24 protein-coding genes are annotated in these 25,034 nt (G+C 54.8%); 9 read left to right on the plus strand and 15 right to left on the minus strand.

What is annotated here, in order from left to right; translation table 11 throughout:
* Positions 1 to 7: 7 nt before the first annotated feature.
* Positions 8 to 2,551 carry a DEAD/DEAH box helicase gene (locus tag QP802_RS01210; protein WP_284817464.1) on the minus strand — a complete coding sequence of 848 codons (2,544 nt, stop codon included), beginning with the start codon at positions 2,549 to 2,551 and terminating at the stop codon, positions 8 to 10.
* Between the two features lie 36 nt (positions 2,552 to 2,587).
* Positions 2,588 to 3,628, minus strand: a complete 1,041-nt coding sequence (locus QP802_RS01215) for a PAC2 family protein (protein WP_083290923.1) — start codon at positions 3,626 to 3,628, stop codon at positions 2,588 to 2,590.
* A gap of 136 nt (positions 3,629 to 3,764) precedes the next feature.
* Here QP802_RS01215 and QP802_RS01220 point away from each other — a divergent pair, with 136 nt between their 5' ends.
* Entirely contained in the window at positions 3,765 to 4,922 is a 1,158-nt protein-coding gene (locus tag QP802_RS01220; RefSeq protein ID WP_256008124.1) for a DUF4192 domain-containing protein, read from the plus strand.
* A 13-nt stretch (positions 4,923 to 4,935) separates the two neighbouring features.
* Here the strand turns inward: QP802_RS01220 and QP802_RS01225 are convergent, their stop codons facing one another.
* The 5 genes from QP802_RS01225 to QP802_RS01245 all read right to left on the minus strand — a co-directional run bounded on the left by QP802_RS01225 (position 4,936) and on the right by QP802_RS01245 (position 9,321).
* Positions 4,936 to 5,622: a metal-dependent transcriptional regulator gene (locus QP802_RS01225; protein ID WP_284817465.1), complete on the minus strand. Its 687-nt coding sequence runs from the start codon at positions 5,620 to 5,622 to the stop codon at positions 4,936 to 4,938.
* A 139-nt stretch (positions 5,623 to 5,761) separates the two neighbouring features.
* On the minus strand, positions 5,762 to 6,757 hold the full coding sequence (locus tag QP802_RS01230; RefSeq protein WP_070478945.1) for a sigma-70 family RNA polymerase sigma factor: 996 nt from the start codon (positions 6,755 to 6,757) through the stop codon (positions 5,762 to 5,764).
* A 92-nt stretch (positions 6,758 to 6,849) separates the two neighbouring features.
* A complete protein-coding gene (dtd, locus tag QP802_RS01235; protein ID WP_256005076.1) occupies positions 6,850 to 7,284 on the minus strand; it encodes a D-aminoacyl-tRNA deacylase in 435 nt (144 codons plus the stop codon).
* Between the two features lie 2 nt (positions 7,285 to 7,286).
* Positions 7,287 to 8,840: a DUF7782 domain-containing protein gene (locus tag QP802_RS01240; RefSeq protein ID WP_256000248.1), complete on the minus strand. Its 1,554-nt coding sequence runs from the start codon at positions 8,838 to 8,840 to the stop codon at positions 7,287 to 7,289.
* Between the two features lie 4 nt (positions 8,841 to 8,844).
* Positions 8,845 to 9,321: a DUF3099 domain-containing protein gene (locus QP802_RS01245; protein WP_256005073.1), complete on the minus strand. Its 477-nt coding sequence runs from the start codon at positions 9,319 to 9,321 to the stop codon at positions 8,845 to 8,847.
* Between the two features lie 51 nt (positions 9,322 to 9,372).
* Here QP802_RS01245 and QP802_RS01250 point away from each other — a divergent pair, with 51 nt between their 5' ends.
* Together QP802_RS01250 and QP802_RS01255 are read left to right on the plus strand one after the other, a co-directional pair.
* Entirely contained in the window at positions 9,373 to 9,627 is a 255-nt protein-coding gene (locus tag QP802_RS01250; RefSeq protein ID WP_070363499.1) for a DUF3039 domain-containing protein, read from the plus strand.
* Between the two features lie 65 nt (positions 9,628 to 9,692).
* Positions 9,693 to 11,405, plus strand: coding sequence for a DEAD/DEAH box helicase (locus QP802_RS01255; protein WP_070363498.1), 1,713 nt, complete (start codon positions 9,693 to 9,695; stop codon positions 11,403 to 11,405).
* A gap of 62 nt (positions 11,406 to 11,467) precedes the next feature.
* Here QP802_RS01255 and QP802_RS01260 read toward each other — a convergent pair whose 3' ends face one another.
* Entirely contained in the window at positions 11,468 to 12,907 is a 1,440-nt protein-coding gene (locus tag QP802_RS01260) for an RNA polymerase sigma factor (protein WP_070478953.1), read from the minus strand.
* 210 nt (positions 12,908 to 13,117) lie between these two features.
* On the minus strand, positions 13,118 to 13,900 hold the full coding sequence (ppgK, locus tag QP802_RS01265; RefSeq protein WP_070363500.1) for a polyphosphate--glucose phosphotransferase: 783 nt from the start codon (positions 13,898 to 13,900) through the stop codon (positions 13,118 to 13,120).
* Positions 13,901 to 14,192: 292 nt separating this feature from the next.
* Between ppgK and QP802_RS01270 the strand changes: the two genes are divergently transcribed.
* Complete coding sequence (locus tag QP802_RS01270) at positions 14,193 to 14,486, plus strand: DUF4193 domain-containing protein (RefSeq protein WP_070363501.1); 294 nt, start codon at positions 14,193 to 14,195, stop codon at positions 14,484 to 14,486.
* Between the two features lie 26 nt (positions 14,487 to 14,512).
* On the opposite strand, the gene QP802_RS01275 is transcribed toward QP802_RS01270, so the two are convergent.
* On the minus strand, positions 14,513 to 15,019 hold the full coding sequence (locus QP802_RS01275) for a DUF3093 domain-containing protein (RefSeq protein WP_070362354.1): 507 nt from the start codon (positions 15,017 to 15,019) through the stop codon (positions 14,513 to 14,515).
* 85 nt (positions 15,020 to 15,104) lie between these two features.
* On the opposite strand from QP802_RS01275, the gene dut reads away from it, so the two are divergent.
* From dut to dxs, 4 genes are all read left to right on the plus strand, one after another.
* Entirely contained in the window at positions 15,105 to 15,575 is a 471-nt protein-coding gene (dut, locus tag QP802_RS01280) for a dUTP diphosphatase (protein WP_070362355.1), read from the plus strand.
* An 84-nt stretch (positions 15,576 to 15,659) separates the two neighbouring features.
* On the plus strand, positions 15,660 to 16,523 hold the full coding sequence (locus QP802_RS01285; protein WP_070478954.1) for a DUF3710 domain-containing protein: 864 nt from the start codon (positions 15,660 to 15,662) through the stop codon (positions 16,521 to 16,523).
* Positions 16,523 to 17,776, plus strand: a complete 1,254-nt coding sequence (locus QP802_RS01290) for a class I SAM-dependent RNA methyltransferase (protein ID WP_083290926.1) — start codon at positions 16,523 to 16,525, stop codon at positions 17,774 to 17,776. Before QP802_RS01285 ends, QP802_RS01290 begins: the two co-directional genes overlap by 1 nt.
* A 73-nt stretch (positions 17,777 to 17,849) precedes the next feature.
* A complete protein-coding gene (dxs, locus tag QP802_RS01295) occupies positions 17,850 to 19,787 on the plus strand; it encodes a 1-deoxy-D-xylulose-5-phosphate synthase (protein ID WP_070478956.1) in 1,938 nt (645 codons plus the stop codon).
* A 12-nt stretch (positions 19,788 to 19,799) separates the two neighbouring features.
* On the opposite strand, the gene QP802_RS01300 is transcribed toward dxs, so the two are convergent.
* Both QP802_RS01300 and QP802_RS01305 read right to left on the minus strand, forming a co-directional pair.
* On the minus strand, positions 19,800 to 20,996 hold the full coding sequence (locus QP802_RS01300; RefSeq protein WP_070478958.1) for an HRDC domain-containing protein: 1,197 nt from the start codon (positions 20,994 to 20,996) through the stop codon (positions 19,800 to 19,802).
* A 17-nt stretch (positions 20,997 to 21,013) separates the two neighbouring features.
* The gene (locus QP802_RS01305) at positions 21,014 to 21,589 is read right to left on the minus strand and encodes a DUF3000 domain-containing protein (protein WP_070362359.1); all 576 of its coding nucleotides are present in this window, start codon (positions 21,587 to 21,589) and stop codon (positions 21,014 to 21,016) included.
* Between the two features lie 189 nt (positions 21,590 to 21,778).
* Here QP802_RS01305 and hemQ point away from each other — a divergent pair, with 189 nt between their 5' ends.
* The gene (gene hemQ, locus QP802_RS01310; protein ID WP_070362360.1) at positions 21,779 to 22,480 is read left to right on the plus strand and encodes a hydrogen peroxide-dependent heme synthase; all 702 of its coding nucleotides are present in this window, start codon (positions 21,779 to 21,781) and stop codon (positions 22,478 to 22,480) included.
* A 55-nt stretch (positions 22,481 to 22,535) separates the two neighbouring features.
* On the opposite strand, the gene msrB is transcribed toward hemQ, so the two are convergent.
* From msrB to QP802_RS01325, 3 genes are read right to left on the minus strand one after another with little or no spacing between them, the layout of a single operon-like run.
* Positions 22,536 to 22,955: a peptide-methionine (R)-S-oxide reductase MsrB gene (msrB, locus tag QP802_RS01315; protein ID WP_070976779.1), complete on the minus strand. Its 420-nt coding sequence runs from the start codon at positions 22,953 to 22,955 to the stop codon at positions 22,536 to 22,538.
* Positions 22,894 to 24,210 (minus strand): glycosyltransferase family 87 protein, encoded by a 1,317-nt coding sequence (locus tag QP802_RS01320; RefSeq protein WP_246814948.1) that lies wholly within the window; start codon positions 24,208 to 24,210, stop codon positions 22,894 to 22,896. Before QP802_RS01320 ends, msrB begins: the two co-directional genes overlap by 62 nt.
* Positions 24,211 to 24,233: 23 nt before the next feature.
* On the minus strand, positions 24,234 to 24,989 hold the full coding sequence (locus QP802_RS01325) for a pyrimidine reductase family protein (protein WP_284817466.1): 756 nt from the start codon (positions 24,987 to 24,989) through the stop codon (positions 24,234 to 24,236).
* Between the last annotated feature and the right edge of the window lie 45 nt (positions 24,990 to 25,034).

The following is a 25,034-nucleotide window of genomic DNA, read 5'->3' on the forward strand; positions in this document are numbered from 1 at the left end:
TGAGGGACTACATCTGGACAACGTCCAAGTCCCTCAGCCGAACTTCTCCTGCCTCATCAGAGGCATCGAGATCGACGACGCCGTGGAACTGGAAGCTGCGGTCCCCATCTGGATCTTTCACGATCTGTACGACTTCCCAGAGCCGCGAGCTTTCATCCTTAACTCGGAAATACTCTGGCCCGCGAGCATCTGCGTCTATCATGACATCGTCGTACTCGTCGAAGTAATCGTCAAGAAGCGAGGGCCAGTCGGGCCGAACATCGGGGTCGAGATATTCAAGCATCGACTCCAGGGCTTCTTCCTTTTCGAACGCAAACAGTTCGACAAGCCTAAAGAAGTAGTTGCGAACCATGATTTTGAACGCCCTGCGGTTCGCTGTGAGCGCCGTAGGATCCTCAACACCGAATGCAAGCTCGCGGTCGAGAACGTCCTGGGAGATTGGGGCGTCGTCATCAGCTAGCGTCGCCCATTCGTCAATGAGCGACGAGTCCACCTGACGGATCAGTTCGCCAAGCCATACGATGATATCTTCGAGCTCTTCAGTCATGTATGCCTCGGGCACAGAGTGGGAGAGGGTGCGCCACGCATCGGTAAGGTAGCGGAGCACCACACCCTCAGAGCGGGATAGCCCGTAGGTTGCGATGAGATCCGAAAACGTCATCGCATGCTCGATCATGTCGCGTACCACCGACTTTGGCGAAAGCTGCCACTCTTTCGCCCACGGGTTACTGGAGCAGTAGGTTTCAAATGCATCTTCCAGTTCCTCCGCGAGCGGCTGAGGGTACGTCACGTCTTCGATGAGTGCCATGCGCTCCGTGTAGTCGACGCCCTCTGCCTTGAGAGCTGCGATCTCCTCGCCGCGAGCTGCTGACTGCTGAGCTTGCAGCACCTGACGGGGGTCATCCAAGATTGCCTCAAACGCTGAGATTACATCCAACGAATACGTTGAAGACTCGGGGTCAAGCACCGTGAGAAATGCCAGCGCGAACGGGGAAAGCGGTTGGTTGAGCGCAAAGTCCCTGTCCAGCTCTCGCGTGAGAGTATAGGGGCGATACGCTGGGGAATCAGGAGTGCACTCTACAATGTCAGCCTGGATGAGCCCGCGAAACAGATCGACTGCCGTAAGAATGTCACGGTTCTGCTTAGCGCGTGTGTCATGGTTGCTCCGAATCAAGTGCTTCATGTGCTCGTAGCCGTCACCCGGGCGAGCAATAACATTGAGCAACATGGAATTCGATACTTGGAACTGGCTAGTGAGTTCCTCCGGTTCTGCCGTTGTGAGGCGCTGGAAAGTTTTTTCGGACCAGGTAACTTCGCCATCACGAGCTGACTTCTTGTTGAGCTTCTTAAGCCGCTTCGGATCGTCGCCGGCGCGACGCCGAAGCTTTGCATTCTCAATCTCGTGTTCTGGCGCTTCGACGACGACCGTGCCCTCGGTGTCGTACCCAGCTCGCCCCGCGCGGCCGGCGATTTGGTGAAACTCCCTCGATTTAAGGATGCGTTGTTTCGTCCCGTCATACTTTGCCAGGCCGGTAATCAGCACAGTACGAATTGGCACATTGATACCGACGCCGAGGGTGTCCGTTCCGCAGATCACCTTTAAAAGCCCTGTTTGAGATAGTTTTTCGACGAGCCGTCGATACTTCGGCAGCATTCCGGCATGGTGAATGCCAATGCCCTTTCGAAGTAACCTCGACAACGTCTTACCGAAGGTAGTCGTGAACCTAAAATTCCCGATCTCCTCTGCGATACGTTGCTTCTCCTCTGCGTTGATGATTTTCATACTGGTCAGAGCCTGCGCTCGCTCTGCTGCCTCGCGTTGTGAGAAGTGCACAACGTAGATCGGCGCTTTGTTATCCGCCAGTAGTTCTTCAATCGTCTCGTGGACGGGGGAGAACACGTAACTGAAATCGAGTGGCACGGGACGCTCCGACCCACCAACATACGTGGTTGGGCGACCGGTGCGCTCGGTGAGATCCTTTTCTATCCAGGCAGTTTCTCCAAGCGTGGCAGACATCAAAAGGAACTGGGCCTGGGGGAGTTCCAATAGCGGCACCTGCCATGCCCATCCGCGGTCCGGCTCCGAATAGTAGTGAAACTCATCCATGATGACCTGCTGAATCTTCGCGTGCTCACCTTCTCGCAGCGCAATATTCGCGACGATTTCAGCGGTGGCTGCGATAATAGGGGCGCCGCTGTTCACTGTGGCATCACCGGTCATCATCCCTACGTTTTCTGCTCCGAAGATCTCACACAGTGCAAAGAACTTTTCGCTCACAAGCGCCTTAATTGGGGCAGTATAAAACGAGCGCTGCCCTCGAGCCATGGCAATGAAGTGCGCAGCGTTTGCCACCATCGACTTTCCCGAACCGGTTGGCGTCGCCAGGATCACATTATCCCCAGCAAGCAACGCAAGCGAAGCTTCTTCCTGAGCTTCATAAAGCGAGATTCCACGACTCTGCGTCCACGCAGTGAAAGAGTCCCAGACGGCCTCTTCAAAAAGGCCTGCTGGAACGTCGTCAAGGTCTGCCAAATACGTAGAAAGAGTCACGCCAACTACCGTAGCCGAGTTCGTCGCGAAAAGCCGCTACTCGTCTTCCTCATCGGTTGGCTGAGCTGGGTCAATATAGTAAAAATCCTGCAAAGCCTGACTGAGATCATCGCCAAACGGCAGTCCCCGTTGTCCGTCGACAAGCGGACGACTCTGCTGGTCCTCGATCGCCGTGAGATAGTTCTCGAAGGCTTCGCTGATCTCATCACCGGAAGGAACCTGTGCCTCACCGGGCATCTTTGCGTTGGGATTGTTCCTGCGGTACTCCTCAACTTCACGGTCGTAATGCTGTTCGAGAGCCGAGACGACCTGCGCGATCTCCTTTGACGCAGCCGTTTGCTCTGCTAATTGACGCTGAACACTTGTTATCTCTTGCTCGAGCGCGCGGAGTGGCAACTGAAGATTTGCTGTATCCTCGAGCGCCTGCATGAGCTGGAACGCCGCCATCGGGTAAGGAGAGTTTGCAATGTAATGAGGTACATGCGCAGTAAAACCAGCGACCTTTTCGCCTCGCTTATCTAGCTCTCGCTCGATCATGATGGAGGCAGCCCCGGGCACAGTAATAATTCCGTCGAAGAGATACTTGTCTTTCACCAAGCTCTCATCATTTCCGTGTGTGGAAACCACTACTGGGCGGGTATGGGGAGCGGCAACAGGGGCAGCGTAGAGGCACAGCGTTTGCTGAACTCCAAACTGCACTGCAAGGTCAGCCACAGACTTGCTAAATGCCTCCCAACGCAGATCAGGCTCTGGCCCGCTCAGCAGCAGAAACGGCATATCCTTTGTGTCGCGGACAACACGCAGCTCAATGCCGATCTCTTCGACGTCGGCCACCGTGTGATTCGCCAGGGTTACAGCAGGCCTGCGAGAGCGGTAGTCAATGAGTTCATCGTTATTGAAGGTAGCTAAAGTGCGGGTTTCCAACGCCGCGTTGAGATGATTCGATACCCCTTCAACCGCATGGCCCGCATCTGCGTAACCCTGTAACGCAACGACGAGCGTTGGCCCCTCAGGAGATTCGCCAAGACTCGAGGGAGACGGGTACTCAAGTTCATACATGCGATTATTCGTTGGCATGACCGCTCCTAGGATAATTTGAAAGGATCTAACTTTGTACTTACCCACAACGTCTGGGGTGAAGAAATATTCCTGCTGAAAATAAGGAATTCTAGCAAAGCGGGAACCGATGCTGTGTTGGCTACGTCTAAACTGTATGAAAATAAATGCAGCTAATTCATCACTTTTTGGACCATCAGATATCATCGCAGCCCTGCCCGGGGTTCTAGGGTTTTATCCTCAAGAATCGGTCGTGGTGCTCGGCATCATTCCGGACAGCGAAGGAACAGGTGGGCTTCAACTTGGACCTGTAGTTCGCGTTGACCTCACGCGCCTCGAAGCATTCATAGAAAGCCTCAAGACCGACGTGACGCAATACCTACTGGGGGATGACGTCATCGCGTACCTTGCAGTCATTGTGAGCCGTATTCCGAACTCAGAGCTCGTCAAAGACGCAGTTGATCGCTTGCAGTTCCTCGAAGAAGAAACCGGTTTCAAAGTCGACCTGTGCTGGCATGTTTCCGAAATTGCGCAGGGTACCCCATATACATTGCTTTTTGGACCGCCATTGAATGCGGCCGAAGAATGCGATCGCGCGTCCTCCCTCATTGGTGGCTGTGTATCGTCAGTGATTTCCTCTCCATCGATGCGCCCATACGTTGAGCAGGGGATACTCCCAGAACTCGATAGGCAAGACACGTTTAGCTATTTTGAGCCGGTCGATTCGGAGTCCGTCCAACTGGCGCAACAAATCCAGGCACAGACACGCAAAGACGGGTTGCAGCTACTGAAAGATTTGTGGGGCGGTAGCCACGCTGGGGAGGAGGAACACCCGGCAAAACTGGCGAAGGAAGAAATTGAAAGCATTATCGAGGTTCTGCTTTGCTTGCCCGAGACTTGCCTCATCGGCCAGCGCGATGCTAATCCAATCGGCGAAATCTCGAATGAAATGAGAATCGCGCTCGAAGGCTTGACGGCTCTGCTCACCCATGCTCTACTGCGGGATACACTTATCCCCGCGATTATGCAGAACCCAAAGCGACTTGCTGCTCCACTACTATTCTTGTCGCGCCATGCTGTGGGGACAGTGCGGGCAAACGCGTTAGCGTTGTGGGCTGTAATCGCTGTGCGGTGCGAGATCGGGTCTTGGGCAGGGGTCGCACTACAGTGCGCGCTGCAAGAAATGCCGGACCACTCATTAAGCGACGTGCTCCTGCAGTTACTCGCGATCGGTCAATATGAGGGTCTCCTGCACGCAGTTGAAGAAGGCGGGGAAGCAGTCTGGATGGAGCTAGAGATGCTTGCAGGTTCCTAACAGCAGATTGTCTCTACCGAAGCTCAATGCGCACGGCATGCGCGAGGTCATCAGGAATGACGAAATCTTGTTGCTCAGGAAGTGATAGCTGTAGCCCGCCATCATCCGGAAGGCTCACTATGACTTTCTGGCCGACGATATCGCCTAAGCCTGCCAGCTCCGGCAAACGCTCTGCTTCAAGCTGCAGAATCTCACTGATTTGGACCACTACAGCTTCGCGACCCTCGGAGAGATCTAAGTCCGTTGCGCGAGTGCCAAGCTCAGGCTTAGCAACATTTGAACCGCCAATTTCATCCAACGCAGGGATGGGGTTGCCAAACGGAGATACCTGAGGGTGGTTGAGTACCTCGTATAGGCGCTTTTCCACGGCTTCACTCATCACGTGTTCCCAGCGACATGCTTCGTCGTGCACTTGTTCAATATCCAACTTGAGGATGCTGGTGAGAAGGCACTCTGCGAGGCGGTGCTTACGCATCACCGCAGTCGCACGGGCGCGTCCCTCGTCGGTAAGGGAGAGCGAGCGATCTGTTTCAACAACAATCAGGCCGTCGCGCTCCATGCGGGCGACGGTCTGGGAAACTGTCGGGCCAGACTGCTCGAGCCGCTCTGCGATTCGTGCGCGGAGCGGCACAATGCCTTCCTCCTCAAGTTCGTAAACTGTACGTAAATACATTTCTGTTGTGTCTACGAGATCACGCACGTGGAACTCCCTTGCCTAAAAGTCGCTCTGAAGCGTTGAGGCTGCATCAACATTCAACGCAGTCCAAGAATCGACGCCTATTAACGATTGCTATGGTAACCCAAAAAACTATTAGTTGCGGAACGCTTCGTCGCGGTTGTTACATTGCGTAATCCCTAAGGCGCTCTGCCCGGTCACCTACGCGAAGCTTCGCCATGACCTCTCGTTCGATTTGGCGAACGCGCTCACGAGACAAGCCGAATTTACGCCCAATCTGGTCCAACGTGCGGGGAACACCGTCGGTTAGCCCATAGCGCATACGGATGACGTCCTGCTCGCGCTGCTCCAAACCGTTGATGACATCTTGGATGTCATCGTGACGGAGCACGGATACCACCGCGTCTTCGGCGTCTGTAGCTTCTGCATCTTCAATGAAGTCCCCCAGGGGGGCCTCTTCATCCGCTCCGACCGGCATGTCAAGACTCACGGGGTCTCGGGATTGACGCAGGAGGAGCTCAATCTTGTCCTCTTCGATGCCAGACTCCTCTGCCAACTCCTCATTCGTTGGTTCGCGGCCAAACGACTGGTACATCTCGCGGCGAATTCGGGAGAGTTTATTGACTTGTTCTACAAGATGCACAGGGAGACGGATAGTACGAGACTGGTCTGCCATGCCGCGAGTAATGGCCTGGCGAATCCACCACGTCGCGTACGTTGAGAATTTAAAGCCCTTGGCATAGTCAAATTTCTCCATCGCGCGGATCAGTCCGAGGTTGCCCTCTTGGATCAGATCGAGCAGTGGCATCCCGCGTCCTGTGTAGCGCTTTGCCAACGACACAACCAGACGAAGATTTGCCTCGAGGAGGTGGGCGCGAGCTTTCCGTCCTTGCTTCGCCAGAATTTTATAGTCACGTTTCTGGGCTCGGGTGAGCTTGCAGTCTGGATCATCAAGAAGCTGCTGGGCATAGAGTCCAACTTCGATCTGCTGGGCTAGTTCGACCTCTTCTTCTGCATCGAGCAGGGCAGTCTTGCCAATGCCATTGAGATACACGCGAACAAGGTCAGCCGATGGATTGTCGTTCGTTTGATTGCGACGACTACCGCGGTCAACTTTTTCTTCGTTGTCCGCTGTTAAGGTCTGACTCTTCGACGTCATTGAGCACTGCCTCCTTGGACGAGTGGAACAGGTAATCTTCTACACCCTCAACGATCTTGGACACATTTTTGTTCCCAATGATCAAAAGAGTGCTAGGCCTCGACAATCACCGTGAATGGGCCGTCGTTGATGCTCTGCACCTTCATATGGGCACCAAACTTTCCTTCAGCGACCGTGATGCCCCGGTCCCGGAGGTAGGCTGCGATTTTTTCAATGATGGGTGCTGCTTCATCTGCGGGGGCTGCGTCACTCCATGATGGCCTCCGTCCTTTTGCCGTGCGACCCATCAACGTGAACTGACTCACAAGCAAAACAGGGGCTTGTGCGTCCACTACAGACTTTTCGCCCTCCAGGATTCGCAGTTCCGCGATTTTGCGAGCAACCGTTTCCCAAGCGTCGTCGCTATCCTTACGTCCTGCTCCGACAAGGGCCAGAATTCCACCAGTCGCCTCGCAGTCGATTGCTCCGACGACTTCACCGTCGACGGTGACGCTCGCGCTCGTAACTCTTGTCAATACAGCCTTCATTCCTACTCCACCTCTGCAATTTCCGACGGCAGCACGATGCCGTGGCGGATAAGATCCACAACAGCTGCAACCGTTTGGTTTTCCAATTCTTCAAGGGCCTGCTGGTCGTCGACACCTCGAGATGCTGCTAGGATGCCCACCACGTCACGCAGTGGCAAGCCGGCGGGATGCAATCCTGCAAGGACGGTTTTCAACGCCTCATCCAATGAATGAGAGAATCGTGGGCCATCCATTCGAGTAATGCGCAGCTCTTCGCGCGTGAAACCCAGCCCCTCTTCAGTATTTGGCACAGCGATGTCTTCGATCGCGACTGTGGGCCGGACCAGGAACGAACTATCTAAGAGTTCCTGGACGGATTTTTGCCGTAGCCACGCCTGCCGTAGATAGTATTCTTCGACCTCAGGCCCAAGCGGGTCCGTGAACGGGTGTGTTAATTCTTCCGCAGTAATCTCGGAGGGCTGGTCGCCGATGTGTTGCATGAAAATCCAACCGAAACCAATAGCGTGAACACCCGCGGCTTGGAAGTAATCGAGCCACTGTTGTGTGCGGGCTATGCCGCTTTCAGTCCTGAGGTCGACTGATTCATCTTTCAGCCACGTGGCGACGTAGGTCTCGGGGTCAACCACTTCTCGTTGAAGCACCCATGCGCTGACTCCTTGCGAAGGGACCCAACTCGCAACTCGCGACTGCCACGCCTCACCATCAATATGGGCCCATGAGCCCAGCATGCACAGCATCCCACCTTCTGCGAGATATTCAGGTGCGTGCTCTGCCACGAGGCGACTTGCTTCATCCAGTGGCATGCCGGAGTCGCGGTAAACATGCCCCACCTCCGGAATGCCGACTACAAACGGCGGGTTGGCAACGATCCTGTCAAACTGCTCGCCCGCGACAGGCTCAAACCAAGATCCTTCGCGGAGCTGAACGCTAGTGATGCCATTCATCTCGAGCGTGGCCTGAGCCAACTCGATCGCTCGATGATGAATGTCAGTACCGACGATCTGATCTGCAAGGCCAGATTGTGCTACCGACAGCACCCCTGAACCGGTTCCAAGGTCCAAAACCGTTCCAGTCGGTGACTGCGGGATCGCGTGCAACAGGGATTTCGACGCCGCTCCGACTCCAAGTACGTGATCTTTGCCGGGAACGATTGCAGACGTAGAGGCGTCGAGATCTGCAACTATGAGGTGATGCTGTTGAGACAACAAATGAGGCCGGATGTCGTAAGCAACCTCGTAACGTTGCTCTTTGGTCTGGCGAAAGACACCTGCGCTGATGAGTTTCTCAGCAAGTGACGAGCCAAATAACGCCTCGAGCTCGTTTTGGGAAGTCGGGCGCCGCAACAACAAAGTGGATATGGCCGATCCGATAACGTCTTCTGAATGGCAGCGACGCAGGACGGCTCCCACCTCGCCCCGGTAGAGAGCCTGGTATGCATTTGGCCCAAGGTAACTTCCAATCGAAGATGTGGTGTAGGGAAGCGCGCGCAATCGTTCACCGAGCTCCCGCGCAAGTCCAGGGTGTAATCCAAATGCTGTAGATGATAAATCTGTCATGCTGCTACTCCGAGTGGGATTCGTGATCGATAACGGTCGGCGTCGTATCTGTTGAAGCCTGGTTCGAGGATAGTTGTTGCCTCGACTGCTCCTCCAACGCGGCATAGGCACGACTCAGCGCAGGCTTGTAGACATTCTTTTCACGCGGATCACGCGACTCTCCTTTCGCGTTGCCCAACATCACTGCGACCCAGGGGAGCGGTACGGAAACAATAAAGAGCAACGTCGCAATCCACCAGTTTCCGAGCCACCACGCAGATGCGATCGAAAGCAAAATGAATGGGATTCGAAGCGCCTGCAGCCAAAGGTATTGAGCTTCTCGGCTCTGCAGGTTTTGCTCCGGCGTCTGCTTCGCATCCGTAATGAGTGCACGGTGTCGTTTTGAGCGGAAATGACGAAAAAGGAAATGCTTATCGTCGTGGACTTCGACTTCCGCATCAATCGAGACGTGCTCTTGTGCCTCGTCCTCTCTCTCGTTCATAAATACACAGGTTAGCGCCTCGGCTTAAAAACTTTGCCAAAGTGGGGCATGATGGGAGTCGTGAATACGACGACGAAGACTCTTGAGCGCACAGACCTTCGGGAAGACACATCGTCAACAAATGATGATGGAACCCCCAAGTTTTTCCACTATGTGAAGAAGGATCAGATTTTCGATTCTGCGATTTCTGGAAAAGTCGTAGTCGCACTCTGTGGCAAGACATTTCCGGTGAAGAAGCAGGCGAAGCCTGGGTCGCCAGTATGTCCTGACTGCGAACGCATCTATAAGGGGTTGCGTCGGAAGTGACGGCTCCAGGTACGTCGGCCGGGCCTCAGCTGCGCGCATGGCAGCAAGAGGCCCTCGATTCGTTTATGCGCACCAAACCTCGAGACTTTCTCGCTGTAGCAACTCCTGGTGCGGGTAAGACGACGTTTGCACTGACACTAGCCAGCAAACTGCACGCATCGAAGGCAGTGCAGCGCATCATCGTCGTCGTACCAACAGAACACCTAAAACACCAGTGGTCCCAATCAGCAGCGAGGTTCGGCCTTTCGCTAGACCCAAACTTCACAAACTCATCTGCGGTAAACCCTGCCTATGACGGCATTGTCGTGACGTATGCGCAAATCGGTATGCACCCGTTCAAGCATCATGCGGTGGCCACTGCGAAGCGCAGTTTGGTGATTCTTGATGAGATTCACCATGCTGGTGACGCCAAAAGTTGGGGGGATGGAGTCTACGAGGCTTACAACGATGTCGAACACCGCTTAGCGTTGACAGGTACGCCGTTTCGCTCTGATGATTCCCAGATTCCGTTCGTCCGATACGTCGAAGACGGCGATGGGCACCTCGTTTCACAAGCGGACTACACCTATGGGTACTCCCACGCCTTGGCCGATGGCGTCGTCCGCCCAGTTGTATTCCTGGCATATTCCGGCGAGGCACAGTGGAAAGACTCCGCCGGGGAAGAGTATTCCGCAAGGCTTGGTGAGCCACTGAATGCCGAGCAGACCGCGCGTGCCTGGAAAACTGCCCTAGATCCGAAAGGGGACTGGATCAAGGCAGTCCTCCAGGCGGCACATACAAGGCTGAAAAAACTTCGTACGAATATGCCGGATGCCGGAGGCCTCGTCATCGCTACGAACAAGACGACAGCACGCGCCTACGCCAAGATCCTCTCCAGCATTTCGAGCACGCCCGTTACGGTCGTGCTCTCAGACGAAGCCGGGGCATCCGACCGCATCGACGAATTCTCCGCGTCCACCGACGAATGGATGGTCGCAGTCAGAATGGTCTCTGAGGGAGTCGACGTTCCTCGCCTCGCTGTCGGAGTATATGCAACATCAGCATCGACACCACTGTTTTTCGCGCAGGCAATCGGACGATTCGTACGCTCACGCATGCCAGGCGAATCCGCCTCCGTTTTTCTCCCGTCGGTCCCGGTTCTGCTCCGCCTCGCGGAAGAAATGGAGGTGTCACGCGACCACGTTTTGGGCAAACCACACCGAGAATCAGGGTGGTCCGACGAACTACTAGCCCAAGCAAACCAAGTTCAAAACGAACCAGACGACAACCCTTCGTACGAAGCCATCGGCGCATCAGCCGAGCTAGACTCTTTAATTTTCGACGGCTCCACCTACGGCACACCCACCGTCGCAGGATCCGCAGAGGAACAAGACTTCCTAGGCCTTCCAGGGCTGCTTGACGAAGAACAGGTCAAGACTCTGCTCCGCAAACGCCAAAGCGACCAACTAGATGCCCGAGAAGCAGAAGAAAAAGCGCGAAAGGCTGCCGAGCGCCAAGCACGCGAGCGTGCTGAAGTACTAGGAGAGCACTTGGCTCCCACTCAGCCGTCCAAGCAAACCTCCGCGCCGGGTAGCAGCGAGGAGGCATCAGTGGCGGCTGATGAGATTCCCCAGTTGAGAAAGGAACTCAACGCTCGCGTTTCAATCGTCGCTGGAAAGACGGGTCGCCCGCATGGTGCGATCCATACGGAAGCGCGTAAAGCGTGTGGTGGTCCGCCGACCGCGCTGTGCAATGCGGAACAGCTGCGGGCGCGTATTGCGTACTTACGAGATTGGTAATACACGAAACCGGTAGGAGAGTGGACCTCCTACCGGTTATTGCTTACTACGTAGAAACGCATTTAATCGAGGTAATCGCGCAGCACCTGTGAACGCGACGGGTGGCGAAGCTTCGACATCGTCTTGGACTCGATCTGCCGGATGCGTTCGCGTGTCACACCGTACACCTGGCCGATTTCATCTAGCGTGCGAGGCATGCCATCGGTCAAGCCGAAGCGGAGCCGCACGACGCCGGCCTCACGCTCGGAAAGTGTGTGGAGGACATCCTGAAGTTGGTCCTGAAGAAGCGTAAAGGAAACAGCGTCGACTGCCACAACGGCTTCGGAGTCTTCGATGAAATCACCGAGTTGGCTGTCGCCTTCATCGCCGATCGTCTGATCCAATGAGATCGGCTCACGGGCGTACTGCTGGATCTCCAACACCTTCTCTTCGGTGATGTCCATCTCTTTTGCGAGTTCAAGCGGTGTAGGTTCGCGTCCAAGATCTTGTAGAAGCTCACGCTGGATACGGCCAAGCTTGTTGATGACCTCGACCATGTGCACCGGGATGCGAATGGTTCGAGCCTGGTCTGCCATGGCACGTGTAATTGCCTGGCGGATCCACCACGTTGCATAGGTGGAAAACTTGTAGCCCTTGGAATAGTCGAACTTTTCAACTGCACGGATGAGACCGAGGTTGCCCTCCTGGATGAGGTCCAAGAAGGCCATACCGCGACCGGTGTAGCGCTTTGCCAGCGAAACCACGAGTCGAAGGTTAGCTTCGAGCAGATGGTTCTTCGCCTTGCGACCGTCTCGGGCGACGGCGCGGAAGTCGCGCTTAACCGCAGGGGTAAGGCGTGCTTCCTTGTCTCCCTCCTCAGCTGCACGGGCCATCTCGTCGAGTCGGTGTTGCGCGTAGAGACCAGCTTCAATGCGCTTCGCGAGAGAAACCTCCTGCTCAGCATCGAGCAGAGCAACCTTACCTATTTGCTTCAAATACGCACGGACAGAGTCCGCAGATGCGGTGAGCTGAGCGTCCTTGCGGGCTTGGCGAAGTGCAGCAGATTCCTCGATATCCCAGACAGAAGATCCGTCGTCTTCCTCGTCTTCTTTTTCCTCGTCGTCATCACCAAGATGCTCGTCAAATTCTTCGTCATCTTCTTCAGCCGTCAGCGGGTCGAAGTCCTGCTCCTGGTCAGAATCGTCGAGCGATTCGTCCGTTTCTTCCAGCGCGGAGTCGTCGCTGGTGACCTCATCAGTTGCGGGTGAAGCAGCCTTCTTTGCGGCGGTTTTCTTTACTGTCTTCTTCGCTTTCTTAGCTACCTTTGACGCCTTTTTCGCGGTTTTGCGTGCTGTTTTCTTCGCAGTCTTCTTGGCGGTCTTTTTGGCAGCCTTTTTGGCGGTTTTCTTGGCTGCTTTTTTGGTGGCTTTCTTGGCGGTCGTTGTGCCGTCGGTTACGCCGCCGGAAGTGCTCTCTGCCGCATCGTTGACGGAGTTTTTGCCTGAAGCTTCGCTGGCTACCACGTACGCCCTTTCGCCTTTGTGAACTGATTGATGCTTTTGCGGACACCGAGACTTCCTCCAACAATGGATGGAAAGAAAGTCACTCTGGTGAAAGCAGACCAGCAAACGCCGGTCTGCCTTCCTAGCGTACGCAAACTGTGCTGATTTTTCAGAACGCCTATCTTAACAGCATTGTCAAGCTGCTTTGTGTTAGACGCCGAGTCTCGCTAGTTACGGTGCGAGGTGCTCATTGGCCGCCATCGCTGCTCCGACAATGCCTGCTCGGTTGCGAAGAGTGGCCACGACGACAGGAGTGTCGACAGTCAATAGAGGGACCCATTTGTCAGATTTCCGCGAGATGCCACCACCGACGACGAAACACTCTGGATTAAACAGTCGCGCGTATTCGTGCAGCACCTTATCAACTCGCTTCGCCCACTTCTTGAAGCTCAGGTCTTCCCTCTGCTTTACAGCTGAGGAGGCGACGTGCTCTGCTTCCTTCCTATTGACGATTAAATGGCCAATTTCTGTGTTAGGGAAGAGGTGCCCATTAACCAGGAACGCTGAACCAATACCAGTGCCAAACGTGAGGAATATGACAGAACCGTTTCGGGCTCGTTCATTGCCAAAGGCAACTTCAGCAAGCCCCGCGGCGTCGGCGTCGTTTAATACAGTGACAGAGCGCTCAGGGAGATGCTGCTCAAAGAGCTCATGCACATCGGTGTCGATCCACGACGGGTCGATGTTAGCTGCGCTCTTTGCGATCTGATGCTGAATCACCGACGGCAGCGTTACTCCCACAGGGCCGTCCCATTCGTGGAGACGGACGATCTCTGCGACTGTTGATGCAACAGCTTCAGGTGTAGCTGGCTGAGGAGTTGCGATCTTGATCCTGTCGCCGACGAATTCTCCGGTTTTGAGGTTGACGATGGCGCCCTTGATTCCAGAACCGCCGACATCGACGCCCATACCATAGTGCTCTTGGGCACCATCAATTCCACTTGTTGTAGTCATAACATTGAGCATACAAAAGGTGTGCTCATTGCGCATGTAGGAAAATATTTAGGAGCGCGGTACCTAGAACGAGCGGGTTGACGTCGCTGTACTTTAATTAGCTATAAAGCCTTTGATGTGTAGGGAACCCGTGGGTATTGGCCTGCTGACCTTGTAATATGACATATAGCTTTGTGTGCTTTATTATTCGGCTCCAAACCAATAAAAAGGCTGAGGCTCATCTATAGGAAGCGTATCTCCTCAACGGGCCTAGGCATTGCTGAACTTGACTACTCCTGGAGGCACCACCACCATGGCGACCGATTACGATGCACCGCGTAAGCGCGCAGAAGACGAGCTTGAGACTGACTCCCTCGAGGGCTTGAAGGCTGCGGAGGTTGCGGGCAGCAGCATGGATGATGACGGTGAAATCGTTGAACCGTTTGAACCGCCACTTCAAGATCTGTCTGGTGAGGAACTGAACGTTGAGGTAAAGCCTCGCCAAGATAACGAATTCACTTGTGCGTCTTGCTATTTGGTTCAGAAAAAGAATCGGCTGGCTTACGAAACCGAAGACGGCCAGAAGATTTGCCTCGACTGCGAGTAGTAGCGAGCAACGCAGTCGCGCGATCCCTAGGCGGTCCGCTGCTCAGGCAAAAACATTCCGAGGATTTTCTCCGGTTCTTTCGCAGCAATTAGCCAGTAGGGGGTTGGGTCCTGAGGATCGTCCAAGACAAGCAGAATATGTTCTTTCACCCAACCATGCGATACCAAGAAAGCAGCTGGGTCTAACTGTCGTCCGAGAGCATTTCGCTTCGCTGATGCAGGGACAACCATAGATCTGCTGACAACGGTGTTGGGTAAGTTGGCGTCGTCAACGACGAGCCAACGAGTGCCGTCGCTGTCTTGCTCGACCGCAATTGTAGTTTTCGAAAGCCATGTCAAGAACCAAAAAACTAAACTTCCGATAACGAGCACGGGGATAATAAACCACCAAATATTGCGGTTGAGCGTAAGTTGTGCCCCGATGAGCAGCGTTAATGCTGCACCGATGATCCACCAGTACCAAGGCACCCATTGACGCTCCGTATATAAGACTTTGGAACCACTGGATGCCGGTGCGTTTTGGTTGCTATTCATACCCTCATCAACTCGTCAATTCGATGTACTCCCGAATACGTTACCCAATAACACTAGGCGAAATTATCTTAAGAATGCACACGCAATGGAATCCCGTAAGGTGTATGAAGTGACCTCTCTTGAACCAATTTCAGTAAAACGTCTTGATCCAGACATGCCGCTTCCTAAACGAGCGCATGAAGGTGACGCCGGGGCGGACCTTTACTCCTCGGAAACACGGACATTGGCTCCCGGCGAACGGGCGCTCATCGGCACCGGAATTGCTGTCGCGTTGCCCATGGGAACTGTCGGGCTCATTCATCCTCGTTCGGGACTCGCTGCCAAACACGGGATTTCTATTGTGAACACGCCAGGCACCATTGATGCCCAGTATCGAGGGGAGTTGAAGATTTGCCTTCTTAATACCGACCGTGAATGTTCGTTTACAGTTGAACGAGGAATGCGGATTGCTCAACTAGTGGTGCAAAAAGTCGAGTTGGTTGACTTCGTCGAAGTTTCCGAGCTTGACGATACCCAGCGTGGTGCCCAAGGATACGGATCAACGGGGCTCGCCTGAGGCCACATTGGGCCCGTACTAGAGTAATTCTCACCCGAAGAAACTTTTTTGAAATACACAACTTCACTCGAAAGGTGATCACCCATGGCATGGTGGCCATTTGGTAAAAAGAAGAAAGACCAGCAGAAGGAAGACGCTGCCCCCGCTCAGACGGAGGCAGAGACCAACGACGATCTAGAGGTCACAGCACCAAAGTCTCAGGACACGGGGATTGCAGCGGATACTGATCCATCCCAGACTCCATCAGCCACTGGTACTCTTGCCGATTATGATCCAATCAGTGGATCTACCGGTCCGTTCGACGGCGACAACGTCGACATTGAGGAGTTCGATTTTTCTGACTTCTCCCAGGTGAACCTCAACCTCGGATCAATGCAGATTCCGCTGCCAAAGGATTCGCAGGTGCAGGTTGAAATGGGCGAGAACGGCCCGAAGATGGTGCACATCGTTACCAGGTACGGTCGCATCACTCCGGTTGCTTTCGCTGCACCGCGTAACGGCGGCCTGTGGGCCGAATCGGCAGAAGAAATTGCCGAGGGCATGAAGAACGAGGACATGCCTGTCGAGTTTGAAGAGGGCCCCTGGGGAACCGAAATCGTTGGTACTGGCGCTAACGGTGTGATCCGCATCATCGGTGTTGAGGCGCCTCGATGGCTGTACCGTGTCACGTTGGCCGCTCCGGCGGGAATGGAAGAACAGCTTGCTGAGCTCGGGCGGGAAGTCGTAGCACGCAGCTTTGTTTACCGCGGTCCGGACCCAATTTTGGCGGGTAACTCTTTGCCAGTCGTCCTGCCTGCGCAGTTGGCTCGGCAGGTGCAGCAGGCTGTACAGGAGCGGGCTGCGCAGGAGTCGCAGCAGCAGAGCCCACAGGCTGGAAACCCGAACGCCCTGAGTGACGCGCTGAAACAGATCATCGCACAAAACAACGAAGCGAATAAGAATAATTAATGAGTGCCCAACCATCGCTGACACCAGGCGACAGCATTCAAGTCACATTCCACGCCTTTGCTCACGGCGGTGAGGCTATTGCCCTTGCCAATGACGGACGAGTTGTCTTCGTGCAAGGCGCTCTACCTGGAGAAACAGCGACCGTCAAACTGCTGAAAGTGAAAAAGCGGTGGGCTCGCGGTGAACTGCTCGAGATACAACAAACTTCACCAGATCGAGTGAAGGTAGGATGTCCTGCTGCTGCGGCAGGTGCGGGCTGCTGCGACTTTGCGCATATGAGTGAATCTCTGCAGCGGGCCGCCAAAACAGAGGTACTTGTTGGACAGCTTGAAAAAATGGCACGTCCATCTGGTGTGCTTGATGGCATTGATCTCACCGCCATTTCGGTTCAGGCTTTAGCGCCTACGACCGGATGGCGGACGCGTATCCGACTCGGCACTGATGCGCAGGGGCGTGCCGGTTTCAGGAAAGCACGTTCCAATGACGTCGTCGCCGAGCGTTGTACTCAGGCGATGCCGGAACTGTTTGACGGGATTGTTGGCGATGGGGCACGACGATTTACTCCTGGGTCTGAGATAGTCGTCGTCATCGATTCTCTCGGGAACCGGCATGTCGTTGAAACGAGCAAAGTCCAACGCGGACGGCGCGTGGAACGAATAGACCGTACGGTTGAAGGCTCCGGCAACATCGTAGAAATGGTCGGAAACGATAGGTTTGAGTTTCCGGCGACTGCGTTTTGGCAGGCGCACCGTAGTGCACCGTCGGCATATGCAGATCTGGTGCGTGAGTGGTCCCTTGCGGGGAGGCCTTATCAGAACAATTCCGGTTGGGACCTCTATGGCGGAGTAGGGCTCTTTGTTCCATCCATGTCCGCGGCACTCGGTGGTGGTCCGGTTGCAACCGTCGACTATTCGAAGTCCGCGATGGCGCATTCTCAGCCTGCACTTGCAAGCCTCGACGTCAACAAAGTCAACTCCCGGGTAGAAACAGGAATTCGATCCTTGCCCCCCGCGGGCCTGGTTGTGCTCGACCCTCCTCGAACTGGTGCTGGAGACAAAGTGATTCATGATATCGCAGCGGCGAGTCCGCAGCGAGTGATTCACATTGGGTGCGATCCGGCAACATTTGCTAGAGATTTAGCAAGTTGGGGAGCATGCGGATATCACGTAACTGAGATAAAAGTCATCGATGCATTTCCAGGAACGCATCACTTTGAAACGCTTGCATGCCTGGAGCCTCTGCGTCCTCATTAGGAATGGGGCGTGCGCCCCGCAAGGTGTAAACTAGCGTCAACTATTGCTTGTTCTAAAGGAGAAGTAGAGGACCGTGGGACTGATAGGTAAACTCAATTCGCCAGCGGATTTGAAGTCGTTGGCGCCTGGGGAATTATCAGATCTCGCTGATGAAGTACGCCAGTTTTTAATTGAGAAGGTGTCAGCAACGGGAGGTCACCTGGGGCCGAACCTCGGCGTTGTCGAGTTGACAATTGCACTGCATTACGTATTCGACTCGCCAACGGAACCGGTCGTTTTTGATACCTCTCACCAGTCGTACGTGCATAAAATTCTGACCGGGCGTGCTGGTCAGTTTGATTCCTTGCGTCAGAAAGACGGTCTTTCTGGCTATACCTCGCGCTCGGAGTCGGAACATGATTGGACTGAGTCATCGCACGCGAGTGCTTCGCTTTCAATTGCAGATGGCTTAGCGAAAGCCAAGTACATTCAGGGCAAGGGCGACGAAAATGTTGTCGCCGTCGTCGGTGACGGTGCACTGACAGGTGGGATGTGCTGGGAAGCGCTGAACAACATTGCAGCCGCAGAACGCAACGTAGTCATAGTCGTAAATGACAATGGTCGCTCGTATTCGCCAACTATTGGTGGTTTTGCGAACAACCTGACTCGCCTTCGTGATCAGCTCGCAGCTTTGCGCATGAAACCCGGCTACGACGACGTAATGGAATCCGGTAAGAAGACCCTCAAGTCGATGGGTTGGGTCGGAGAACGGACGTTTGAAGCGCTTCATGCGCTGAAAGAAGGAGTGAAGGCCCAGGTTATCCCAACAGAGATGTTCCCGGAGCTGGGGATGAAGTACGTTGGGCCAGTAGAAGGTCACGACCTCACGGCGTTGCTAAGCGCTTTCGAGTACGCGAAGACCTACGAGGGGCCCTTGATTGTGCATGTTGTGACTGAGAAAGGCCACGGCTTCGCCCCCGCAGTTAACAACATCGCCGACCAAATGCACTCCACTGGTGCGATTGACCCTGTTACAGGAGAAACTCTGAAGAAGTCCAAGCCAGGGTGGACATCAATTTTCACCGAGGAACTTCTCGACGCCGCTAGGACTCGACGTGACATTGTCGCAATCACGGCCGCTATGGCTGGGCCGACAGGCCTTGTACCGTTCGCAGAGGAATTTCCTGATAGATTTTTTGATGTCGGTATTGCGGAGCAGCATGCGATTGCCTCTGCCAGCGGGCTTGCTCTCGGGGGACTGCACCCCGTTGTCGCGGTCTACTCCACATTTTTGAACCGAGCTTTCGATCAGCTCCTGATGGACGCAGCACTTATCAAGCAGCCGTTGACTGTAGTGCTCGATAGAGCGGGCGTCACTGGTACGGACGGCGCAAGCCACAACGGCGTGTGGGATATGGCGCTGACGTCGATCGTCCCAAATATTCGTGTCGCGGCGCCTCGCGATCCGCAGCAGCTAAGGGAACTGTTTAGGGAAGCTTTGACTGTTAAGGACGGGCCAACTGTCGTCCGCTTCCCTAAGGGGAACGTCGGCGAGAACCGAGCAGCTATTAAGCGGCTGCCAGGTGGCGTCGATATTCTTCGAGAGCCATCATCGACTGCGCAAGATGATGAAAGTGACCAGACAGTTGATGTGTTGATTGTTGCAGTGGGAGTTTTTGCGGATTCGGCACTACGGGTCGCTGAACGATTGGAATCGGACAATGTTCGAGTTACCCTGGTAGATCCTCGTTGGGTTGTGCCTGTTTCCCCTGATATTCTCGAGCTTGCGGTTGAGTCCGATCTTGTCGTGGTGTATGAAGACGGGATCGTGCATGGAGGCGTTGGTTCAGCAATTGCAGAAGCGTTGTCCTACGCTGAAATCGACACACCGCTGCGGCATATTGCATTTCCTCAGGTGTTCCCAGAGCACGCTTCCCGGGAACAGATCTTTGAAGAATTCGGTATGGACGAGTCAGCTGCGACGAAAAAGATTCGCGAGTGGGTACGCGGCCTTGAGGACCGCGATCAATAAGGCACTCGCTGCCTAGCGGCGAGGTTCCGGCTGTTCCGCCACGAAAATAGGTGCTAGGAAGTCTATTTGCCATTCGCGCAGTCCCATCTGCTTGAGCAGGGGACGGGTGTATTCCATTGGCCAATCTAGACGTTCGTGGAAGGCGGTCCATATGGTCCGTTCGAGGACCTTGTTCGTCAAAATCAGCTCTTTGCGGATCTTAAGAGTCTCGGCGATTTCGGCGACCCGATTGTTTATGTTTTGTCGCGTACGTAGCGCCACTTTGTTGTGCCTTGTCCACTCCCAAATGCTTTTCCTAGTAGGTAAGCGAAGTTGTTCCCTCAGTGCGGTTTCAAATGGGGATAACAGCGCATCATGGATTGTCTCGAGCCAGAAGTATGGATAGGTGGTGAGCGCATGGGTTGCACCGTCAAACGCCAGCAATTCGTCAACGGTCGTTGGGCGGGACTGAGCCAGTGGTACCAGCATCTTGTTCGGAAGTACTAATCCCGGAGCTATGTCTTGGTCGTAGGCAAAACAATCGCGAGCATCCCAAAGCCACTTCGTCAAAGTGAGCTCGAGATCCGACAATTTGTCCGAAACCTGGGGTATATCGAGCCAAGAATGTTTCTTTACCCCCGGGTTTGAACGCGTAGCTACCAAATGAGCAAATTCTTGATTCGCGTATTCAAGTTTGCCTTGCATATCGAGGAGGTGTACTAAGGCCTGTTCAAGGTGGGGCAGGTAAATAACGTCCTGCGCTGCGTACTCGAGCATTGAGTCGGTCAGTGGTGTCTGTGACCAATCGGCATCGCCGTGCTGCTTGGGAAGTGAGACTTGGCAAAACTCCTTTACCAACACGCCAAGTTTGGTTGCTGGGTAGCCTGCAAATCGTGCTGCAAGTTCGGTATCGAAAATAGTGGACGGACGTAATCCTAATTGCGCGAGACACGGTAGATCCTCTCTCGCCGCGTGTATTACCCACTCCTGATCATTGCAGACTGGTGCAAAGTACTGTTCGAACTCGTCTCGATAGTGCTCAGGGGCAATGAGGAACGTTCCCGCGTCTTTGCGGTAGATCTGTACGAGGAATGCTCGGTCATCGTAGCGGTACGCGCCGGCTCGTTCGGTATCGATACAAAAAGGACCAAGTCCTTCGGCTAATCGATCAGCTACCTCGGCAAACTGCGATGGATGATCGACAAAGGTGTAGGACAAATTCACTTCCATGCGTACACATACTAATGCTACGAAATAGTTCGCACACCTTCGGGTGGCAGACCCGCCACTAAACTGAGGACATTTGCAAACGCTTCCACATGTGATGACAGATCAATTCCTTCAGCTGTCCAAGATGCGCGCATCTCCAATTGGTACGCCCGCGGAGGGCCGCCAATCTCCCCGTAGCGGACGGAAGCTGTGGAGGTTACCGTACCTCCAAGGTTGGTAAACCCGGCCCCATTGCCATCGAGCGACTCGTTAAGCCACTGCCATGCCACATCGGGGAGAAGTGGATCCGCCGCAACAGCATCGTCCATATCTGCCTGGATATAGGCGACTAGTCGCATTGAACCCTCCCAGGCCTCTTCAGCGTCGGGGGAATGAAGCAGGATGAGGCGACCGAACGCGTCACCTTGGTCTGGCTTGGTCTGGATAACCTCAAGCCCAACGGCGTGGCTAAACGGTGCAGGCCGCTGAGGAGGCCGAATGGTACCGATGGAGATTTCTGGGCGCACTTGAGCCTTATGCATCGATTCGACCGCTGCGGTGAACTCCGCAGGAGTCGACGCGCTCTCGCTTGGGGAGGTGGTATCCGAGTTCATCACGCCAACCAAGCTAATGAGGATGCGGCTTTGAGGGGGCGAGGCGCGCCGTATATTGGTTCGCAAGATTCAGCGTTTGCAGCGAAGTGTACACTGAACTAGTACTTTCGTTTGATGTATGTTTTTATAGCGACGGTTGGTCGCCTTGGCATCCAACGTGTTTCCGTGAATCTCAGAAGGAGAGTTTAAATGGCGAAGCTTGACTACGAAAAGCTGAACGCAACCCAGCGCTACCTGCAGTACGCGGTATTTCGTGCGATCCCAGGTGCACTTGGTACCGAGCGCGACGAAGTTATCGCAGAAGCAGAAAAGTTCTTTGAGCAGCTCAAAGAGGAAGGGAAAGTTGTCGTACGTGGTATCTATGACAACACTGGTATTCGGGCTGACGCGGACTTCATGATCTGGTGGCATGCGGAGGAATTTGAGTACATCCAGGATGCACTCGCGCGATTCCGCCGTGACACTGCGTTCGGTCAGCTGTTGGAGGTTTCGTGGCTCGGTAATGGAATTCACCGCCCTGCGGAGTTCAACAAATCGCATCTTCCGAGCTTCATCATGGGGGAGGATCCGAAGGACTGGATTACGGTGTACCCATTCGTTCGTTCATACGACTGGTACGTAATGGAGCCTGAGAAGCGTCGCAAGATCCTAATGGAGCATGGCATGGCAGCACGCGACTATGCAGACGTTCGTGCCAACACCGTCGAGGCCTTTGTCCTTGGCGACTATGAGTGGATGCTTTCGTTCGAGGCGGACACGCTGGAGCGTATTGAGTCACTTATGAAGACGATGCGCTACACAGAAGCGCGCCTTCACGTCCGAGAAGAAATCCCGTTCCAGACCGGGCGCCGCGTCGCAAGCATTGCTGACGTCATAAAGGTTCTGCCGTAGCTGGCATTGCGAAATCAAAAACTCCCTCAGCGCATCTCGGCGCTGGGGGAGTTCTTTAATCGTCCTTTCTTGGGGCATCAAACTTCAGAGAAATTGAATTGATGCAGTATCTCTGATCGGTTGGTGTGTTGAAACCCTCACCCTCGAATACATGCCCCAGGTGGGAATGGCATTGAGCGCAAAGCACCTCAGTTCTTACCATCCCGAGAGAGTAATCGGCTCGCTTGATGACGGCGGCTTCGCTATCAGGAGCGTAGAACGCTGGCCACCCGCAGTGGGCGTCGAACTTCGTTGTAGAGCGGAACAACTCTGCGCCGCATGCGCGGCACACGTAGATGCCTTCTTCGAAATGGTCGGTGTACTCACCAACTCCAGGTGCTTCGGTGCCGGCTTGCCGAAGTACACGGAATTCCTCAGGGGCGAGGTGAGCTTTCCACTCTGCTTCCGTCATCTGCTGAAAACGATTCTCTGTCATGAGGGTCTCTGTCGCCTTTCTTTGTTGTGAACACTGTTGTGAGTACCCAGGTGGCCGTCGATACGATGAACACAGCCCAACCCAATGTGGGGAGGAATGTAGTAATCCAGTTCCCGATGAGAGGGTTTCGAAGTGTCGTCCATTGTAACGGTGCAAGGCAGAAAAATAGTCCGATCCAGGGGCCGCTGGTGTGCATTGGGCTTCGTGCTGAAAGAACAGTGAAAGCCGCCGGGAAGAGCATCATCGAGTAGTAAGCCTGGCCGAGGGACGAGAGCAAACATACACCCGCGAGTAAAACCGTGGAGCTAAACGTGAGCCATAGGAGCTCGTCTGACCAGCGCCAGCGGGCAAGCCCCAGGACCGCTATAGCGACAGTGATGCCGAAAAAGACGAATAGTGCGTCGTAGAACTGCGTCGGAAAGCCAAAGTAAGTCGTGAAGCCGGCAAGCGATGAATTGGCATAGTCGCGGGTGATCTTTAGATAGGGGACGACGACATCGATGTAATCGCGGGCGCCCGGTGTCATTGGCCATGCGACAACGTTGAAGAGCACGGGAACTAGGACACTCGGTACGACGCAACGCCAGCGGAGTTGCATGAGTGGCAACACCACCAAGGGGGCAAACATCGGCTTGACCAGTATGGCGAGGCCTAGGCAGACGCCGGCTAACGCAAAGCGCCTGTGAGTATAGCTATAGAGGAATACGGTAAAGAGGAGCAGCAATACACCATTGATGTTCGAAAAGACGAGTGTGTTCACAACTGACTCGGTGCAGAAACTGAGCACGATGCTGATAGGTAGCAGCGGGTGGCTCAGCGGTTTTCCACTGAGCTTCGTGAGGATTCCAAGTGCCGCAAGAATGGCGGCGGTGTTTACTAAAACAAAGAGTGGACGGATCAGCGAGGCGTCGTCAAACAGGCCCAAAGGTGAGAGCAGTAGCGTAGCTCCAGGATTGTAAAGATAGTGCGGATCGACGTGGTGATACACCTCGTTGTAGACGGGGACGCGCTCGACAAAGCGACGGGTGGCAGCCCACACGGTGGTGAAGTCGTCGGTCTGGGAGCCGTGCCTTGCAAGAACGGCAACTCGGTGGATGGTGAGCAGAAGTGCCAGTGGCCAGGCAGCTGCGTTAGCGGCGGTTTGTAGCGTGCGCGTTGCCGCTGTGGTGTGCGAGCCATTCTGTGGGGCAGGAGCGGTCCAGATGTTGTTCAGGCGCTGCGCCCAGGCGGGGGGAGTGTCTTGTGCGTACGTCACTTGCATAACAGTACCGAATGCAGTTACCCCTCGTGGGAAGCAGCAGTGCCCCACAGACGGTAGCGCACGAACATCGTCGAGTCCTCGCTCACCCGCACGTCTTCGAGCTCGAGCGGGGTGGCATAGTCTCCACCTCCGCCGAAGAGGGGCTTTTCTACCTTGCCTTGCAACGTAGGGTCGATGGTCAGGTGCAAAATGTCACCGAGCCCAGCAGTCAGGAGCATGTCGTAGAGTCCAGGTCCGCCCTCGCAAACGATGCGGTTAAAGCCCTGGGCGTGCAGGGCATCGATAATTGAGCGTGCAGTGCCATCGCCAGTGGACAGAATGCGGCCGCCCGCGTGCAGGAGTGCTTCTCGACGCTCGGCGAGCTCCGGATCGTCGACGTGGTGCTCCGGAGCGAGGAAAAGCGGAGGCACCTCCGTGTCGTAAAACAACTGTGTGTCCACGTCAAACTCGAAGCTTTCGGTGATGATCGCAAGCGGTGGGACCTCCGCCTGCCCGCGGGACCGACGTTCGGCCTTGTCCTCGTCGGTGCACTTGACTCCGAAGTAGTTTTCCGCCCGCGCGGTGCCTCCACCGACTAAGACAGCGTCGGACCACACACGCAGCAGGTTGAGCAGCGTGGCATCGATGGCGTTGCCAAGGGAGCGGGAGGTGCCATCGAGAGAGGCCGCGCCGGAAAGTGTCATGACCGCAAGCAGACGCAGTTCCGGGACTGAAGCGGGCAGCACAGTGCCCAGCAATTCAGCTGGTTCGAAAGTGCGGCTCGCGTCTATCATGGCGTCAAGCGTACACATCTGACTGCCAGGATTTTAAAAGGAGAC

The sequence above is a fragment of the Corynebacterium sp. UMB10119B genome (genome assembly GCF_030228125.1).
Taxonomy (GTDB): domain Bacteria; phylum Actinomycetota; class Actinomycetes; order Mycobacteriales; family Mycobacteriaceae; genus Corynebacterium; species Corynebacterium pseudogenitalium.

What these genes read in the sequence shown, in the direction of transcription:
- QP802_RS01305 (WP_070362359.1), bottom strand. Translation starts at nt 21,589, where the DNA reads ATGAACTCGGATACCACCTCCCCAAGCGAGAGCGCGTCGACTCCTGCG.
- QP802_RS01285 (WP_070478954.1), top strand. Translation starts at nt 15,660, where the DNA reads ATGGCATGGTGGCCATTTGGTAAAAAGAAGAAAGACCAGCAGAAGGAA.
- QP802_RS01270 (WP_070363501.1), top strand. Translation starts at nt 14,193, where the DNA reads ATGGCGACCGATTACGATGCACCGCGTAAGCGCGCAGAAGACGAGCTT.
- QP802_RS01300 (WP_070478958.1), bottom strand. Translation starts at nt 20,996, where the DNA reads ATGGAAGTGAATTTGTCCTACACCTTTGTCGATCATCCATCGCAGTTT.
- hemQ (WP_070362360.1), top strand. Translation starts at nt 21,779, where the DNA reads ATGGCGAAGCTTGACTACGAAAAGCTGAACGCAACCCAGCGCTACCTG.
- QP802_RS01275 (WP_070362354.1), bottom strand. Translation starts at nt 15,019, where the DNA reads ATGAATAGCAACCAAAACGCACCGGCATCCAGTGGTTCCAAAGTCTTA.
- QP802_RS01250 (WP_070363499.1), top strand. Translation starts at nt 9,373, where the DNA reads ATGGGAGTCGTGAATACGACGACGAAGACTCTTGAGCGCACAGACCTT.
- QP802_RS01240 (WP_256000248.1), bottom strand. Translation starts at nt 8,840, where the DNA reads ATGACAGATTTATCATCTACAGCATTTGGATTACACCCTGGACTTGCG.
- QP802_RS01290 (WP_083290926.1), top strand. Translation starts at nt 16,523, where the DNA reads ATGAGTGCCCAACCATCGCTGACACCAGGCGACAGCATTCAAGTCACA.
- QP802_RS01325 (WP_284817466.1), bottom strand. Translation starts at nt 24,989, where the DNA reads ATGATAGACGCGAGCCGCACTTTCGAACCAGCTGAATTGCTGGGCACT.
- QP802_RS01245 (WP_256005073.1), bottom strand. Translation starts at nt 9,321, where the DNA reads ATGAACGAGAGAGAGGACGAGGCACAAGAGCACGTCTCGATTGATGCG.
- msrB (WP_070976779.1), bottom strand. Translation starts at nt 22,955, where the DNA reads ATGACAGAGAATCGTTTTCAGCAGATGACGGAAGCAGAGTGGAAAGCT.
- QP802_RS01215 (WP_083290923.1), bottom strand. Translation starts at nt 3,628, where the DNA reads ATGCCAACGAATAATCGCATGTATGAACTTGAGTACCCGTCTCCCTCG.
- QP802_RS01230 (WP_070478945.1), bottom strand. Translation starts at nt 6,757, where the DNA reads ATGACGTCGAAGAGTCAGACCTTAACAGCGGACAACGAAGAAAAAGTT.
- ppgK (WP_070363500.1), bottom strand. Translation starts at nt 13,900, where the DNA reads ATGACTACAACAAGTGGAATTGATGGTGCCCAAGAGCACTATGGTATG.
- QP802_RS01220 (WP_256008124.1), top strand. Translation starts at nt 3,765, where the DNA reads ATGAAAATAAATGCAGCTAATTCATCACTTTTTGGACCATCAGATATC.
- dtd (WP_256005076.1), bottom strand. Translation starts at nt 7,284, where the DNA reads ATGAAGGCTGTATTGACAAGAGTTACGAGCGCGAGCGTCACCGTCGAC.
- dut (WP_070362355.1), top strand. Translation starts at nt 15,105, where the DNA reads ATGGAATCCCGTAAGGTGTATGAAGTGACCTCTCTTGAACCAATTTCA.
- QP802_RS01255 (WP_070363498.1), top strand. Translation starts at nt 9,693, where the DNA reads ATGCGCACCAAACCTCGAGACTTTCTCGCTGTAGCAACTCCTGGTGCG.